11 protein-coding genes are annotated in these 16148 nt (G+C 61.8%); all 11 read left to right on the top strand.

The features are described 5' to 3' along the window. The first annotated feature begins 317 nt into the window (after positions 1–317). The 11 genes from GRI72_RS07435 (at position 318) to GRI72_RS07385 (ending at position 16087) form a co-directional block, all read left to right on the top strand. The gene (locus GRI72_RS07435) at positions 318–2291 is read left to right on the top strand and encodes a ParB/RepB/Spo0J family partition protein (RefSeq protein WP_054523288.1); all 1974 of its coding nucleotides are present in this window, start codon (positions 318–320) and stop codon (positions 2289–2291) included. Between the two features lie 233 nt (positions 2292–2524). After that, a complete protein-coding gene (locus GRI72_RS07430) occupies positions 2525–4459 on the top strand; it encodes a toll/interleukin-1 receptor domain-containing protein (RefSeq protein WP_054523289.1) in 1935 nt (644 codons plus the stop codon). After that, entirely contained in the window at positions 4456–6012 is a 1557-nt protein-coding gene (locus GRI72_RS07425) for an argonaute/piwi family protein (RefSeq protein WP_054523290.1), read from the top strand. Before GRI72_RS07430 ends, GRI72_RS07425 begins: the two co-directional genes overlap by 4 nt. 175 nt (positions 6013–6187) lie before the next feature. Next, positions 6188–7117 (top strand): ArdC family protein, encoded by a 930-nt coding sequence (locus tag GRI72_RS07420; RefSeq protein ID WP_054523291.1) that lies wholly within the window; start codon positions 6188–6190, stop codon positions 7115–7117. Positions 7118–7128: 11 nt separating this feature from the next. After that, positions 7129–7569 (top strand): hypothetical protein, encoded by a 441-nt coding sequence (locus tag GRI72_RS07415; protein WP_054523292.1) that lies wholly within the window; start codon positions 7129–7131, stop codon positions 7567–7569. A 219-nt stretch (positions 7570–7788) separates the two neighbouring features. Then, on the top strand, positions 7789–8727 hold the full coding sequence (locus tag GRI72_RS07410; protein WP_054523293.1) for a DUF2493 domain-containing protein: 939 nt from the start codon (positions 7789–7791) through the stop codon (positions 8725–8727). Between the two features lie 130 nt (positions 8728–8857). Further along, positions 8858–9811, top strand: a complete 954-nt coding sequence (gene dmeF, locus GRI72_RS07405; protein ID WP_054523294.1) for a CDF family Co(II)/Ni(II) efflux transporter DmeF — start codon at positions 8858–8860, stop codon at positions 9809–9811. Between the two features lie 123 nt (positions 9812–9934). Beyond that, positions 9935–10309, top strand: coding sequence for a hypothetical protein (locus GRI72_RS07400; protein WP_054523295.1), 375 nt, complete (start codon positions 9935–9937; stop codon positions 10307–10309). Between the two features lie 18 nt (positions 10310–10327). Next, a complete protein-coding gene (locus GRI72_RS07395) occupies positions 10328–11626 on the top strand; it encodes a TolC family protein (protein ID WP_237486938.1) in 1299 nt (432 codons plus the stop codon). 11 nt (positions 11627–11637) lie between these two features. Next, on the top strand, positions 11638–12786 hold the full coding sequence (locus GRI72_RS07390) for an efflux RND transporter periplasmic adaptor subunit (RefSeq protein ID WP_067679325.1): 1149 nt from the start codon (positions 11638–11640) through the stop codon (positions 12784–12786). 37 nt (positions 12787–12823) lie between these two features. After that, positions 12824–16087, top strand: a complete 3264-nt coding sequence (locus GRI72_RS07385; protein WP_160733648.1) for an efflux RND transporter permease subunit — start codon at positions 12824–12826, stop codon at positions 16085–16087. Positions 16088–16148 lie beyond the last annotated feature (61 nt).

The following is a 16148-nucleotide window of genomic DNA, read 5'->3' as shown; positions in this document are numbered from 1 at the left end:
TTAGGTTTCCCCTTCTCTCCTCCCCTCCGTGTGTCTGAATGAACCGATAAGCTCCCGTGTCGCGTACGCCGGAGCCTGATCACGTCCTTCCTCAAGTCCGGGCGACTGATCTGCCTGTGCCCGCTGATGACGGGCTTGCGAATGGGTTCGCGCATCGAGAACAACTGCTCTCATGGACGGATCTCAGCCGATCCCTGATCGCCCCATCCCGGTAGCATAGATGGTCGCCACAGCCATTGAAGAGAGTGGAGGGAGCCCGTTGGGCTTGTGGGCCTCGTGATCCTCACCTGCGCCTTCATTCCATCAGGAGAACACCCATGATCCAGTCGATTCCCTTGAAGAAGCTCGTCCCGAGCCCGCGCAACGTTCGCAAGTCGAGCGATGTGCTGGCTGACCTCCAGCTGCGGGCAGACATTGGTGCGCGCGGTCTGCTGCAGAACCTCGTCGTGCGCAAAGGAAAGCGCGGCAAGTTCGAGGTCGAGGCCGGTGGTCGCCGCCTCGCCGCGCTGCAGGCGCTGGCAGAAGAGGGTACCTTGCCCAAAAACCACGAAGTTACCTGCCTCGTCATCGAAGGCGAGGAAAGCGAAGTGCGCGAGGCCAGCCTTGCCGAGAACTTCCAGCGTCTCGCGATGAACCCGGCCGACGAAGCGCAGGCTTTCGCGGCGATCATCGAGGCAGGCGCTACCACCGAAGACGTGGCGCGCCGCTTCGGCCTCACCGTCCGATTCGTCGAAGGGCGTCTGCGCTTAGCAAGTCTCGCACCCTGCGTCTTCGAAGCGCTCGCCGAAGGCACGATTACGCTCGACATGGCCAAAGCCTATGGCGCGATTTCCGACGTCGAGCGCCAGGCGCATGTCTATGCCGAGCTGCAGGACGCCTGGTACCAGATCACGCCTGACACGATCCGCCGCATGGTGCTCGATGCAACTGTTCATGGCTCCGATCCGCGCGCGGTTCTCGTCTTACGAGATGCCTATCTCGCCGCAGGCGGCCGGATCGAGCGCGAACTGTTCGACGATGATGCCAGCGAGAGCTGGATCGATGTCGCGCTGCTCGAAGACCTCGCGCACAAGGCCATGGAAGAAGCCGCCGAAAGGATCGCGCTCGAATATGGCCTTGCCTGGGTGCACCCGACGCTGGGCACCTATGTCAGTCATGACCTTGTCGAAGGTCTGAGCCGTCTGCCTTGCGAACCTGCGCCGATGACGGAACAGGAAGCGAAGGAGCTTGGCGAACTCGAGGCTGACTATGACCGCGTCGCCGCCGTGCTCGAAGACGAAGACAGCGACGAAGACGAGGTCGCCAAGGCCGAAGAGGAACTCGTGGTGATCGACCGCGCCATGCGCGCGCTCAATGATCGGCCGCCAGTACTCGCCGATGAGCTGAAATCCGAGGCTGGTGCCTTCCTCGTCCTTTCGCGTAATGGCGAGCCGACCTTGGTCCCGCAGTTCTATACCAAGACCGAAGTCATCGCTGAGGAAGGTCCTATCGAGGCAGTCGAGGACAGCGGAACGGCGAAGCCCAAGGGTAGCTCGCTGTCCCAGCGCTTGCTCGACGAGCTCGCGATGCAACGCCGCGACATCCTGGCAATCCATCTCGCCAACGATCCGGCACTGGCGCTCGACTTCATGGTCTTCACGCTCGCCGATGCCGATGGGCACGACTGGCGCGCCAAGAAGGCGTCGACGCTTGTCGGCTCTGTCGCGTCCGGCCCGGTCACCGGGTTCGAGGCCAAGGATGCGCCCGCGAGTGCTGCTTTGGCCGAGTTTGCCGGGTCGCTCGATGAAAGCTGGCGCTCTGGCGAAAGCGATGTTGAGCGGTTTGCCAGGTTCCGGGCACTATCCGACGAGGGGCGCTCGGCCTGGCTTGGTCATGTCGTCTCGCGCACGCTTGTCGCGAGCCTGGCCTGCGAAGGCGAGCGCTCGGTGCCTATGCATGAGGCTCTGGGCTCGCTCCTGGAAATCGAGACCGCGCATTGGTGGCGTCCCACGGCGGCGAACTACTTCGACCGCGTGGCCAAGGCCCGCACGCTCGAGGCACTCGATGCTGCCGGTGGTCCCGAACTGGTCAGTCGCTACGCTGCATCGAAGAAGGCCGAATTGGCGAGCGCTGCCGAGCGCATCTTCTCCGGCAACTTCATTGGCGAGTCTGAGGTCAAGGAGCGGGCGCAGGCTTGGGTTCCGCCGATCATGCGTTTCGCCGGTTCCGAAGAAGGCGAATTGTCCGACCGCGAAGAAGACGAAGCGGTCAACGCAGTAGAAACTGACGAGATTGCCGAGCAGGCTGCCTGACCCCTCCTGACAGGTCCAGGTCACTCGGCGGGCGGTCCGTCCCTTCCGGGACGGGCCGCCTTTTCCGTGTCAAATTTCGGGGCGGTTGCAGACCGTTGGGTTTTGGTGAGCAGGCAGGAGAAAGCAGCCGTTTTCTTTCAGGAGATCGGCGAATGCCAATGTATCCCCACGAAAACCTTGGGCAACTTGCTCAATTACTTGACGCACGTCTCCCAGAAACGTCATCTAATTGGGTGACCTACGATTTCGCTTCCTTGTCGCACAGTGAGTTCGAAGAACTGGCAAACGCGCTCATCGGGGCAGAGCTTGCGGTTCGGTTTGAACGTTTCGCAGAAGGACCGGATCAGGGAATCGATGGCCGATACGCCGAGAGCGACCGCAGCGTCATTTTGCAGGCAAAGCACTATCTGCGCTCGGGCTTTTCCAAACTGAACTCGGCGATGGCGAGCGAGCGCGCCAAGATCGATCAGCTCGCGCCTAGCCGCTATCTTCTGGCAACTTCATGTGACCTAACGCCAGCTCGCAAACAGACGCTCGCCGAGAAGATCGGGCCCTCTCTCCAGTCTCCCGGTGATATTTTCGGTCCTGCGGATCTAAACGCCCTGCTGCGCAAATTTCCTGACATCGAGAAGGCTCATCCGGCGCTTTGGCAGGGGTCGACCGCAGCCTTGCGGTCCATCGTCTCCGACGCAGTCGTCGAGGCGCTGGGTACCAAGCAGGATCTCCCAGAAATCTTCTCCGACCTGCTTGGTCAATCAAATGCGGCGAAAGGCGAAGGAGAAAAGGCGTCGAATTTCGAACGCAACGTGTTGTTTCTGATTAAGACCCATCCCGCAGACGACGAGTTCGCGCTCTGGCTCGCTCCCAAGCTCGAGGCAGAAGGGTACACTGTCTTTGCTGATATCCTCTCACTTGAGCCTGGAGACAGATGGCGACGCGAGGAAGGCTTGGTCCTGCAACATCGCGCAGCCAAGGCCTTGATCTGCGTCTCGGCGGCGGCAACCGCAGACACAAACGTTCAGGACAATATCGATCTCGCTCTGGAAGTGGCGCAAGCGATCGATGACAGCCGCTTCATGATACCATTGAGACTTGAAGCGACCAATCGCATCAAGGGGATCGGGGATGCTCGGCCGGTCGACTTCGTGCGCGGATGGGGCGAAGGACTGCAGACCCTTCTGGAGACTTTGCGCCGGCAGAAGGTGCCTCAGCGTGCCGACGGCGTTGCGATCAACCTGAATTGGGAATTGTTTCGGCGGCGTCGCAGCATAGAATTGTCGACCGATCCCGAGCCCTTAACCTCGAACTGGCTCAGGGTTCTCGAGGCGCCCGACACGATCCGCTTTTTTTCCGCAATGGGTGCTCAGACCGAACAAACGAGTGCCATCGCCGCCAAGACGCTTTCATACCCGGCAATTGCCCATCGCGGCGGGATTGTCAGCATGGCGGACTTAGGCGACATCGAGGCTGAGCTCGGGTCAATCGGCCGTTTCGAGCTCACCGCTGAATTGCCGATTGAGGAATTTGCTGAGCATGGCTGGGCCGAACTCGCGATCGTGCGGCAGGTCGCGCAAAAGATGCTGGTGCAGATGTTTGGCGAGGCTTGGATCAGCTACTGTCGTGAGCGAGGCCTGCTGCAATACAATTACTCCAGTTCAATCGGTTTTCATGCGTCGCCAGAGCTAGCGCCGATAGGAAAACTGATCCCTTGGGGGCGGCAAGGCGAACGACGCGCTTCGATGCTCCGCAACATTGCCAAGGGTCATATCTGGCAGTTCGGCGTGACCGCCACGCCAGTCTTGTGGCCCTTCTGGCATCTAAGACTCAAATCCCGCGTTCTATTCGCGGACGACAACGGCACCCCCGAAGGCTTGCAGATCGACGATGCGAAGAAGATGCATCGATTGCGCAGATCAATCTGCAAGGGCTGGCGCAATAAGCAATGGCATGGCCGATTGCTTGCCTTCCTCGAACTGCTCTCGGGTGAGTCCGCCTATATCCGCCTCAAGCTTGGCGGTACGCGCTCGCTCATGCTCGATGCCTCTCCGATCCTGTTTACCTCGCCTGTCAGCACGGTCCTTCCAGACCTGCTGGATCCGGACGCTGAGGAAACTGACGCCAGTACGCTCGGGAGACCCGAGCTGTCGCTGGAAGAGGATTCGGCATGAGGTTCCCGGAGACGCAACTCAAGGTTGAGCACCTCGCTGAACCGCAGCTTGAGTTCGCTTTCGGCCAGCAGAGTCCGCATCCAAAGGACGGGCTGTTTCTCTACGGCCCGCTGGCCAAAGCCAAGAAAACGAAGGAGATTAGGGTCGGCGTGGTCGGCACGCCCGAAGGTCTCGCGCATTTCCGGAGCTGGTCGCGTTCTTTGCTCCGCTCGGTTGAGGTTCCGCCGCCGGGAAAAGGGGAAAAGGCGGACCGGTTGCATCTGGCAAATTTCCCCGGGCTCGAAGAGGCATTCGGCATTTCCTTCGATCCCGACGAATGCAGCGTGCTGTCAATTCCGCTCGCGGATATCGACAGGGCCACGCGCGTGACCAACCTCAATGAGGCGGTCGACCAGGTGGCCAGTCTCTACATCGATCGCGTGCAAAAGTATCTGCGCAACGAGGAGAAGGCGATCGATGTCTGGGTGCTGGTCCTGCCCGAAATCGTCTATGAGCGCTGCCGTCCGGAATCTCGCCGCACCGGTTTGCCCTTGGTCAAGGGAGAATTCGGCAAAAAGCAAAAGTTTCGCGCAGACCTGCCGCTCCTGTCAGGGGCGGGAATCATCGACCAGAGCGGCGAGCGGATCTTCGAAGATGTCCCGGACTTTCACCGCCGTATCAAGGCAGAGTTCCTAAGGATCGCCCCCACTCAGCTGGTGCGCGAAACGACGCTCGCTCCAGGGGCATTCCTGAACAAGGCAGGCTACCCGATCCGCAATACGCAGGATGCCGCGACCACTGCCTGGAATCTGGCAACGGGTCTCTACTACAAGACCCAGCCAAAGCCACCCTGGCGCCTAGCCGAAGTGCGCCAAGGCGTTTGTTATATCGGGATGGTCTACAAAAGCCTGCCTAACGATCCTGACGGTCATTCATGCTGCGCCGCACAGATGTTTCTCAACGAAGGTGACGGCGTCGTCTTCCGCGGAGCCAATGGCCCTTGGAAGACGGGCGACCGCGAGTTCCATCTCAAGCCGCGGGCCGCCCGAGAGCTCATGGAACTCGTCCTCGAGACCTACATCGAAACACATGGAGCCCCGCCAGCTGAACTATTCATTCACGGGCAAACGACATTCAACGACGAAGAGTGGCAGGGCTTCGTCGCGGCAGTGCCGGCTGAAACCAACCTTGTAGGGGTTAGAATCCGATCAACTGGCGGTGAAACAAAGCTTTTTCGCGATGGGGATTATCCGGTCCTGCGCGGCACGGCACTTTTGCTTGACGACCAGACCGCCTACCTTTGGTCGTCAGGCTACGTGCCCCAGCTGGATACCTATATAGGTCCGGAAACACCCAATCCGCTTCACATTACTGTGCTGCGAAGCCGATTCGCCAAACCCAATATCCTGACGGTGCTACAAGACATCATGGGACTGACCAAGATCAACTATAATTCCTGCAACTTCAATGACGGCCTGCCCGTAACTGTGCGGTTCGCCCGTATGGTCGGCGATGTCCTCACCATGGGCTCGGCAAAGGGAGAGGAGAAGCAGCCCTTCAAGTTCTATGTCTAATTGTTGCGGCACATTCTTTGCGAGATGTCCTTTTGGCTGTCCGCTATTGGGATAGCGTCGCGCGCGGCAACAGGTCCGAAACGAAGACTCGTAGCGGCATTCATTAATGAGAGGGGAGGAAGCTTTGCTCTTCCTGAACCGGGACAATTCGGTCTCGGCGATCAGGAGAACTCCCATGAAGAAGTCCCGTCGCGCTGCATCGACTTCGCCGGCTCAGAGCATCACCGCCGCTATCATCGAAAAGCTCGAGCAAGGCACCAAGCCTTGGGTCAAGCCATGGCGCGGTGTGCCGGTCTCGCGGCCCTTGCGGAGCTGCGGGACACCCTACCGCGGCATGAACACATTCTGGTTGTGGATGGTGGCCGATGGCTGCGGCTATACCTCGCCTTACTGGATGACCTATCGCCAGTGTCAGGCGCTCGGCGGACAAGTCCGCAAGGGTGAAAAATCGACCCTCGCGATCTTCTACAAGAGCTACACCAAAGAGGTCGAGAACGCCGAAGGCGAAGCTGACACCGAGAACCGGCGCGTGCTCAAGGCCTATGCCGTGTTCAACGCCGATCAGTGCGACGGCCTGCCCGAGTTCTACTTTCCCAAGTCGCTGGTTGCCGCGCTTGAGCCAGAAGGACGCGAAGACCGGCTCGATGCTTTCTTTGCCCATATTGGCGCAGACCTGCGCCATCATGGCTCGCAGGCCTACTACGAGCCGCTGCGCGACCGCGTCACCATGCCGCCAGCCGAACTGTTCGAAGCCTACGACCACTACTACGCGACGCTCGCACACGAGTTGTCGCACTGGACGGGGCATTCTTCGCGGCTCGACCGCGATCTCAAGAACCGCTTCGGCAGCGACGCCTACGCAGCAGAAGAACTGATCGCAGAACTGTCCTCGGCAATCCTTGGAGCCGAATTGGGCCTTCCGGTCACCCACCTCGACCATCACGCCAGTTACATCGCGTCCTGGCTCAAGATCCTCAAATCGGACGAGCGCGCGATCCTGACCGCCGCGGCCAAGGCCGAAGAAGCTGCCAGCCTGTTGCTCGAACTTGGAGGCCATCAATCCCGTGAAGGCGAGGCCGACATCGATCTCGCCGATGCAGCCTAAGGAGTAGTGAGATGGGACGTTCCGTCAGCTACCCGACCGGCTCCGTAGTGGCCTTTCGCTTGCTCGATGACGGCGAAGACGAAGATATCGACTGGGTCTATGAGTGCCTCGTCGACGAGGTCATCGATGCCGCGAAAGCGGCCTTTCCTTCGTTCGAGCGCTTCAATGGATGGCGCGGCCGCGAAGATCGTATCCTCCTTCGCAATGCCTTCGCTGATTGCGGCATATCGACCTATTGCGGTCTCGCCGCGATCTGGCTCGTCGAGCGTGACGATGCCCGATACTGGGAGGCGGATTTCTACGTCCCACGAACGGCAAGGGCACGGCACTGGCTCGCCCAGGTGTCGGGACGCTTTATTGACCTGTTCGGGGATCTGCGCCTGGTCGGGCGATTCTCGAATGGCGAAGCGATCTTCGAGCGCTCCCGATCCACCTGCGACATCGGGACCTGATCCTGCCTCATCCCTGTCCGCCGGGAGAGGCCCTTGGGCCGGTCGGGGCGCGCCGCAACCTGCGGCCCGTCGGCCCGTGTTGCCCGCGCCAGCCTAGGGCCGCAGGTTTCCCGCTACGCGGTGCGTCACGCCCCTTGTCCCGGCCCTGATCGGGCTCCGGCGGACAGGGCCGAGGCAATGGTGCCTCCTCTCCTTGTCCCCGCGATCAGGAGACACCCCATGTACGACAGCTTCATCGACCAATTGAACGGTCTCGATCTCTCGGGCCTAAGCATCAGGCCAGCCCCCTTCAACGAGACCGACTTTCCCTGCGAGGATGCGATCGAGCAGACCCTCGCTGCAGTCTGGTCCGATCTTTTCGCGATGTTTTCGGACACGGCCCTGGAGGCCGATGCCGAGGACATTGCCTGGGGCATGGTCAATCTCTTTCACCGCGCAGCCAGCCGCAAGTCGGCTCAGCTCGACCGGGCCAGCGATGAAATCCGTGTTCTGCTCGCATCGGCCGATGGCTCCGAAGTGCATTCGAGCAATCTGGAAGAGCAGGTAGAGCGCGCGCAGGCCGCCGAAGCCAGCATGCTTGCCTTCGAGCAGATGCGCGAGGCTGCGGCAGCACTCTATCGCGACGAGACCGGTTCCTCGTGGAAGCCCGTTTCCGGCTCGCGCACGAGCCATTCGCGCAACCTTACCTCGACTGTGATCGATGCCCGCGACTTCCTTCGCGCACGTGCTGAGAACCGGCGTCACGCCCTGATCCCGGAAGGCACTCCAATCGTCTTCGCCGGTGGTCGCCAGAGCTTCGAAAACGCAGAAGATGCGCGTGTCTATGCCGACAATATCTGGGCGACGCTGGACAAGGTTCGCGATGCGGTTCCCGATCTCTTCCTGGTCCATGGCGGCGACGGCAAGGGTGCCGATCGTCTGGCAGCGAGCTGGGCCGAGCGCCGCGAAGTCCAGCAGCTGACGTATTCGCTCGATCGTCGGCTTGGTGCCCGCGCCGGGTTCAAGCGCAACGAGCAGATGCTTTCGCTCAATCCGCGTTACGTTGTCGCCTTTCCGGGCAATGGCGTGACTGAACGGCTAGTGATCGACGCCAAGACGCGCCGGATCACCGTGGTCGATCGCAGGACCGTGACGTCCGGATCCAAGACTAAGGGATAATAGTCTGTTGGTCGCTGCAGCATGTCTACCATCGATTGGCTGCGGCGACCATCTCAGACAATTGTCATCGATTGCCTTTTCGGTTGGAGAGGGGATTTCTTGGGAAGGCATCTCGGGTTATCAGCCCCGCATGCACCACGCCGACTCCAATCCGCTCGCCCATGATCACAACTTCCTGAGCGCCTCGCACGACGCCCATGAGCGGCGCACGCGTTATGTCGTTGCCTTGACCGCCGCGATGATGGTGGTCGAAATCGTCGCTGGCCTGTGGACCGGATCGATGGCGCTTCTCGCCGATGGTATCCACATGGCGACCCACGCAGGTGCCCTGGGCGTCGCGGCCTTTGCCTACTGGTTTGCCAGGCGCCATGCGAACAACCCGCGTTTCACATTCGGTACCGGCAAGGTGGGCGACCTCGTCGGCTTCGCGAGCGCGCTTGTCCTCGCCATCTTCGCAATCGGGATCGCGGTTGAATCGGCTCAAAGGTTCGTCAGTCCGCTCACGATTGCCTATACCGAGGCGATCTGGATCGCCCTGCTCGGCCTCGTGGTGAACCTCGCGAGTGCCTGGCTGCTTGGTGCCGATCATCACCATGGGCATGATCACGACCATCATCATCACCACGACCATGCGCATGCCGACAACAATCTGCGCTCCGCCTATTTCCACGTGCTTGCCGATGCCCTGACCTCGGTCCTGGCTATCGTGGCCCTTCTCGCCGGCATGTACCTCGGCTGGGCATGGATGGACGCAGCAATGGGTCTGGTAGGTGCATTCGTGATCGGGCGCTGGTCATGGTCGCTGCTGCGCGATACCGCAGCCGTGCTTGTCGACGCCGAGGCGGACTCTGAACGATACACAGAAGTGAGCGAGGCGCTAGAGGACCGGGACGCCGCGATCGGCGATCTGCACATCTGGCGTATCGGCCCTGGCAAGTATGCGGTCATCGCCTCGCTCATCGCCGGTGATCCGCTCGCGCCCGACCATTATGCGAGCCGACTTTCAGAGCATGCGGAATATGTGCACGTCACGATCGAAGTGCATCGCTGCGAGCATCCCCATCCCGAGCTTCGCGCGGCCTGATCGCGCCGTTCTAAAAGACCGAAACAGTATTCGAGGACTGTTATACTGTAACAAACGACTTATACTTCATCGTGTTACGGAGCTTGCAATCTTGATCCGGTTTGCTAGGAGCCGTCGGAATCCATGACCACAAGCTATCGTCGCCTTGTCCTGCATCCTTTCGTCGTCCTGCTCATGCTGGTCGCGATGGTGTTCGTGACGGCGGCGGATGCTGCTGCTTGCGGCGCCGAAGTGGCGCCCGGAAGCACGCCCGTTCTGGTTTCGCTCGACAGCGCGTCCGCGTCATCCGCAGCTACTGACGAAGTTCCGGGCGATCCGGATGCGCCGACCGAGCAACACGGCGTGTGTGGGCACGGCCATTGTCATCATGGGGCGAGCTTTGCCAGCACCGTGCAGAAGAATTCGGTTCCTCACTTGGTTGTGGTTCCCGATGCGCCTCCCGCCGAAGCGCTCGCTTCCGACATTGCCGACCGACTGAAGCGCCCCCCTCGCGCCTGACGACCGTCACCGCGCTGCATGGCGCAGCGCAGTTCGGATCGTCAGCAGAGGAATATTCGAAAAATGTCAGCCATTCATTGGCGAGGGGTCCTCCTTGGAGGGCTGTTCCTCGCCGCTCAAGCCACGACCGTGGCGGCGCAGGAGCGTGAGCTTCTGACGCTCGAAGCTGCGCTCGCTCGTGCGGGCATCGTCGACAGCGCAGATGAGCCCCCAGAAAATCCGCGCCTGATCGGACCGCGGGCCGAAGCCGACGCGGCGCGGGCCCTAGTCGACCAGGCGCGGCTGCGGCCCAACCCAGAAATTGCTTTCGAAGCCGAAAACATTGCCGGGAGCGGCGCGTTTTCGGGATTGCAGGCCACCGAGTATACTTTGTCCCTGAGCCAGCGGCTCGAATTGGGCGGCAAACGGGGAGCGCGCGTCCGCGCCGCCCAGGCGGAAGCGCGCGTCGCGACCCTTTCAGGAGCGCTCTCGGTTGCTCAGCTCGGGCGATCGGTGCGCGAACGCTATGTCGAAGCCGTCGCTGCGGCAGCCCGATTGGAACTCGCGCGGGACATAGTCGAGCGCAATCGCGAGCTTGCCAGGATCGCAGGCGTACTGGTCGATGTTGGGCGGGAGCCTCCTCTGCGATCGCTTCGTGCCGAAGCGGCACTTGCGGAGGCGCTCGCGGAGCTTGAAGCGGCCCTGGCTGCCGACAGTACGGCGAGGAACGCGCTCGCCGCGCTTTGGGGCGAGGCAACACCTGCTACGGACGTGCCTTCGGTGTTCCCCGAGATCGAACCTCCGGCGACGCTGCTCGCGTCACCTTCGGCCTTACGACTTCAGGTCGCCCGTGCCGAACGCGAGGCCGCGGATGCCGCGATCGCCCGGGAACGCTCTCTCGGCATTCCGGATCCGGCAATATCCGCCGGAGTCCGACGGTTCGAGGAAAGTCGAGACCAGGCGTTTCTCGTGGGGGTTTCGATCCCGCTTCCATTGCGTAATCGCAACCAGGGAAACATCGCCGCTGCCGAAGCGCGGCTTCGCGCCGCGACGGCGCGGGAAGCAATTGCCCGCACCGATTTCGAACTCGAGGTCACGCAGGCCCGCGGACAATTTCTGGCAGCCGAAGCGCGGGTCGAGACCCTCGCGGAGACGTCCTTGCCCCAAGCCGAAGAAGCCTTGCGCCTCGTTCGGATTGGCTACCGCAACGGCAGGTTTCCGCTGATCGAAGTTCTGGCTGCGGCCGAAGCGCGTGACACCATCCGTGAAGCTTTGATTCAAGCTCAGGAAGATCGTGGTCGCCTGGCGGCGACACTGATCTGGCTCGGTGCACAATGAGGTATTTTCCGATGAACCGTAAACGTCTGGCCGTTGCGATCGGCCTTTCCATTCTCTTTGTAGTCGCGGCGCTCATGCTGTGGCCCGATAACGAAGCTGACCAAATCGCCGAGGAGACGAGTGAGGAGGTCGAGCTTCCCGAAGGCCTTGTCCTGCTTGGCGCCGAACAAATTGAAGCGTCCCAGATAGTGGTCGAAACCGTCGGCCAGGGATCGGCGGTCGAGCTGGTCTTCCCGGCCACCGTCGCGGCAAGCCCGACGGCAAGTGCCCGCATCGATGCCCGCGCGGCGGGCGTGGTCCGCAGTGTCGGCAAAACGCTGGGCGATTACGTGAGGCAGGGCGAGACGATTGCCCGCATCGAGAGCGCCGACGCGGCTGCTCTCGCAGCGCAGTTGAGCGCAGCGCGCGCGAGGGTCAACGAACTGTCCGCTGCCTACGATCGGGAGCGCCGCCTGTTCGAGGCCAATGTCACCGCACGGCAGGATCTCGAGGCCGCGCGAGCAAATCTGCAGGTCGCCCAGTCGGAACTTGCGCGCGCCCAGGCGGCAGTCTCCGCGGCGGGCGTTAGCGGCGACGGGCGCTCCCTTGCGGTCACGAGCCCGCTCGCAGGCCGAGTGACCTCGGCGCCTATCGTTCTCGGCTCCTTCGTCGATGCCGGGGAAGAACTCTATCAGGTCGTGAATCCGAGCGGCATGCAGGTCGAGGTTGCCCTCCCGTCGGCTGAAGCAAGCCGCATCCAGCCTGGCGACGAGGCGACGCTGGAAATCGCGGACAACCGGGAAGTGGGTGCGCGCGTGCGGTCTGTCACTCCCTCGCTCGATCCCGAAAGCCGCAGCGCTACGGCGGTCCTGTCGCTGGCAAGACCGATCCCCGGTCTGCAACCCGGGGCCTTCCTGCAGGCACGTATCCGCCCCTCGGGTGAGGTCGATACAGGCCGCATGTCGGTGCCGGAAAGTGCCGTCCAGACAATCGATGGCGCAGAAGTGGTCTTCGTTCGCACGCGCCGCGGGTTTCAAGCCCGTCCGGTGGTCACCGGTGCGCGTTCGGGAGGACGCGTGGTCATCGAGTCCGGTCTCGAAGCGCAGTGGCGGATCGCCACCGCCAATGCCTTTTTGCTGAAGGCTGAACTCGAGAAGGAGGAGGCCGAGCATGGACACTGATCACATGCAGGACGCGGATCGCTCCCACCGCCATGGCCTGATCGGCATGATCCTCGACGTCGCCGTGCGCTTTCGCTGGGCGATGGTCGTACTGACGCTCGGTGTGGCAATCTATGGCGTGGTGAATTTGCTGCGCCTGCCCATCGATGCCGTGCCCGATATCACCAATGTACAGGTGCAGATCAACACCGAGGCACCAGCCCTGTCGCCTTCGCAAGTCGAAACGCAGGTCACCTATCCCGTTGAAACCGGGCTTGCCGGTATCGAGGGTCTGGAGATGACCCGCTCAATATCGCGCAACGGGTTCAGCCAGGTGACCGCGATTTTCGAGGAAGGGACCGACATCTATTTTGCGCGTCAGCAGGTCAACGAACGGCTGACGCCCATAAGTGCCTCCCTACCCGAGGGTGCCGAACCGGTGATGGGACCCATCTCGACCGGCTTGGGCGAAGTGCTCATGTATACCATCGAGTACGAGTTTCCTGACGGCAAGGAAGCACCGCTGGGCGGAGCGGTCGGTTGGCAGTCCGACGGGAGCTTTGTGACCGAACGTGGCGACCGGCTCGACAGCGATGTTGCCAAGGCTGCCTATCTGCGAACCATCCAGGACTGGGTGGTTGCCCCCCTCATGCGGTCGGTCGACGGTGTGGCGGGTGTCGACTCGATCGGCGGCTTCGAAAAGCAATACCTTGTCCAACCCGATCCCGCGCGATTGACCGGGTACGGTTTATCGTTCGACGAAGTGATCGATGCGCTGGAAGCGGCCAATCTCGCCGAAGGGGCCAATTTCGTCGAGCGGGCAGGCGAAGCCCTCCTCGCCCGAGTTGATGCGCGCCTCGGCAGTGTCGAGGATATCGAGCAGGCGGTCGTTTCTACACGCGAAGGAGTCCCCATTCGCGTAGGAGACGTCGCCACGGTCAGCATCGGTGGCGACCTGCGAACGGGCGCGGCGTCGCTGAACGGCGATGAAGCGGTCGTGGGCACCGTGCTCATGCGCGCGGGCGAGAACAGCCGCACCGTGTCGGCCCAGGCGGCCGAACGGCTCGAGGAAGTTCGCAGCTCCCTGCCGGAAGGAATTGTCGCGGAGATCGTCTACAACCGGTCTTCGCTGGTCGATGCGACGATCGCGACCGTCGAGAAGAATCTCGTTGAAGGCGCGCTTCTGGTGATCGCGATCCTGTTCTTGCTGCTGGGCAACATCCGGGCAGCGATCATCGCGGCGCTGGTCATTCCCTTTTCCATGCTGATGGCATCGATCGGAATGAACCGGCTCGGCGTGTCGGGCAATCTCATGAGCCTGGGTGCGCTGGACTTCGGCCTGATCGTCGATGGTGCCGTCATCATCGTCGAGAACAGTGTCGCGAGGCTCGCGGCCCGGCAGGAACACGAAGGCCGGCTTCTCACACTGGGCGAAAGGTTGACGGAAACGCGGCTTGCCGCGCAGGAAATGATCAAGCCGACTGTGTACGGGCAGGCGATCATACTTCTCGTCTTCGCACCGCTTCTGACCTTTACCGGGGTCGAAGGCAAAACCTTCTCGCCCATGGCGATCACGGTCATGCTCGCGCTCGCCTCGGCGTTCGTGTTGTCGCTGACCTTCGTCCCGGCAATGATCGCCATCCTGCTCAACAAGAAGCTGACGGAAAAGGAGGTCAAGCCGATCCGGATCGCCAAGGAGCGATACGGACCGCTGGTCCGCAGGGCGATCACCCGCCCTTGGCCGGTCATCGGCATGGGCGTCGGCATCTTCGCCTTTGCGGCCTTCGTGTTCAGCTTCCTCGGGAGCGAGTTCACACCGCAATTGGACGAGCGCGACATCGCCGTGCAATCGCTGCGTATTCCTTCGACATCGCTCGAACGTTCGCTCGCGATGCAAAGGCGGGTCGAGGACCGGCTCGAGCAGTTTGAGCAGGTCGAGCTCGTCTTTTCGCGGACGGGCACGGCGGAAGTGGCCAGTGACCCGATGCCGCCGAACGCTTCCGATGCGTACGTGATCCTCAAACCCCGTGAGGAATGGCCCGATCCCGACCTCGCCAAGGACGAGTTGGTCGCGCAAATGGAGAGCGCCCTCAGCAGTCTCGTCGGCAACCTTTACGAGTTCAGCCAACCGATCGAATTGCGGTTCAACGAATTGATCGCAGGCGTTCGCGGAGATGTTGCCGTCAAGATCTACGGAGACGATCTCAGCGCCATGACCTCGGCGGCGAACGAGGTTGCGGGCGTGCTGCGCAATGTCGACGGCGCCGCGGACGTCAAGGTCCAGCAAGTGACCGGGTTCCCCACCCTCGATATTGCCTTCGATCGGCCAGCGATTGCCCGTTACGGGCTGAAGGTCGAAGACGTTGCGCAATCGGTGGCGATCGCACTGGGCGGTCGGCCTGCGGGCCTCGTTTTCGAAGGCGATCGCCGCTTCGATGTGGTTGTGCGGTTGTCGGACGCGACCCGCGACGATTTCGACCAGTTGGGTGCTTTGCCGGTGCTGCTCCCGAACGGGGCAACCATACCGCTACGCTCGGTTGCCGAGTTCCGTGTGGTGGATGGTCTCGCGGAGGTTCGCCGGGAACAGGGACGCAGACTGGTGATCGTTTCGTCCAACGTGCGAGAACGCGACCTCGGGTCTTTTGTAGAAGAGGCCCAGGAAAGGGTTGCGGCGCAGGTCGAACTGCCCGCTGCCGCGTTTATCGAGTGGGGCGGTCAATACCAGAACCTCCAGGCTGCCCAGGAAAGACTTCAGATAGTCATTCCTATCGCTTTCGCGGTCATTCTCTTGCTGCTTTACATGGCGGTTGGGGGCTGGGTGCCGGCGCTCGCCGTATTCAGCGCGATCCCGTTGGCCCTGGCAGGCGGAATATTCTCCTTGGCTCTACGCGGGATGCCATTCTCGGTATCTGCGGCGGTAGGCTTTATCGCCCTGTCGGGTGTGGCGACCTTGAATGGCCTCGTGATGGTGACTGCGATCCGTCAGCGGCTCGACAGGGGCATGGCGCTCGATGACGCCATCGTCGATGGTGGATTGGCGCGCCTGAGGCCGGTTCTCATGACCGCGCTCGTTGCATCGCTCGGCTTCGTGCCGATGGCCATTGCGACCGGGACCGGCGCGGAAGTGCAGCGTCCCTTGGCGACAGTCGTCATCGGAGGATTGATCACGGCCACCGCGCTCACCCTCTTCGTCTTGCCCGCAATCTTGAAGCTGGTTTTCGGGACCAGAGAAGATGACCGGACCTGGCGACAGCGTTGGTGGGACAGGCTGCGGCGCAATGTCACGCCTGAAGAGCGCGAGGAGCTTCAAAATGTGACCTAGTGGCGAAGCTATATGGCGGGACAGCGTCCTTTCTCGCAAGCGCGCGGAGGAGTGGCAGCGC

This window comes from Pelagerythrobacter marinus (assembly GCF_009827515.1).
GTDB classification, from domain to species: Bacteria; Pseudomonadota; Alphaproteobacteria; order Sphingomonadales; family Sphingomonadaceae; genus Pelagerythrobacter; species Pelagerythrobacter marinus.
This window is presented reverse-complemented; position numbering and strand designations above follow the sequence as displayed.

What these genes read in the sequence shown, in the direction of transcription:
- GRI72_RS07435 (WP_054523288.1), top strand. Translation starts at nt 318, where the DNA reads ATGATCCAGTCGATTCCCTTGAAGAAGCTCGTCCCGAGCCCGCGCAAC.
- GRI72_RS07425 (WP_054523290.1), top strand. Translation starts at nt 4,456, where the DNA reads ATGAGGTTCCCGGAGACGCAACTCAAGGTTGAGCACCTCGCTGAACCG.
- GRI72_RS07420 (WP_054523291.1), top strand. Translation starts at nt 6,188, where the DNA reads ATGAAGAAGTCCCGTCGCGCTGCATCGACTTCGCCGGCTCAGAGCATC.
- GRI72_RS07415 (WP_054523292.1), top strand. Translation starts at nt 7,129, where the DNA reads ATGGGACGTTCCGTCAGCTACCCGACCGGCTCCGTAGTGGCCTTTCGC.
- GRI72_RS07410 (WP_054523293.1), top strand. Translation starts at nt 7,789, where the DNA reads ATGTACGACAGCTTCATCGACCAATTGAACGGTCTCGATCTCTCGGGC.
- dmeF (WP_054523294.1), top strand. Translation starts at nt 8,858, where the DNA reads ATGCACCACGCCGACTCCAATCCGCTCGCCCATGATCACAACTTCCTG.
- GRI72_RS07400 (WP_054523295.1), top strand. Translation starts at nt 9,935, where the DNA reads ATGACCACAAGCTATCGTCGCCTTGTCCTGCATCCTTTCGTCGTCCTG.
- GRI72_RS07395 (WP_237486938.1), top strand. Translation starts at nt 10,328, where the DNA reads ATGGCGCAGCGCAGTTCGGATCGTCAGCAGAGGAATATTCGAAAAATG.
- GRI72_RS07390 (WP_067679325.1), top strand. Translation starts at nt 11,638, where the DNA reads ATGAACCGTAAACGTCTGGCCGTTGCGATCGGCCTTTCCATTCTCTTT.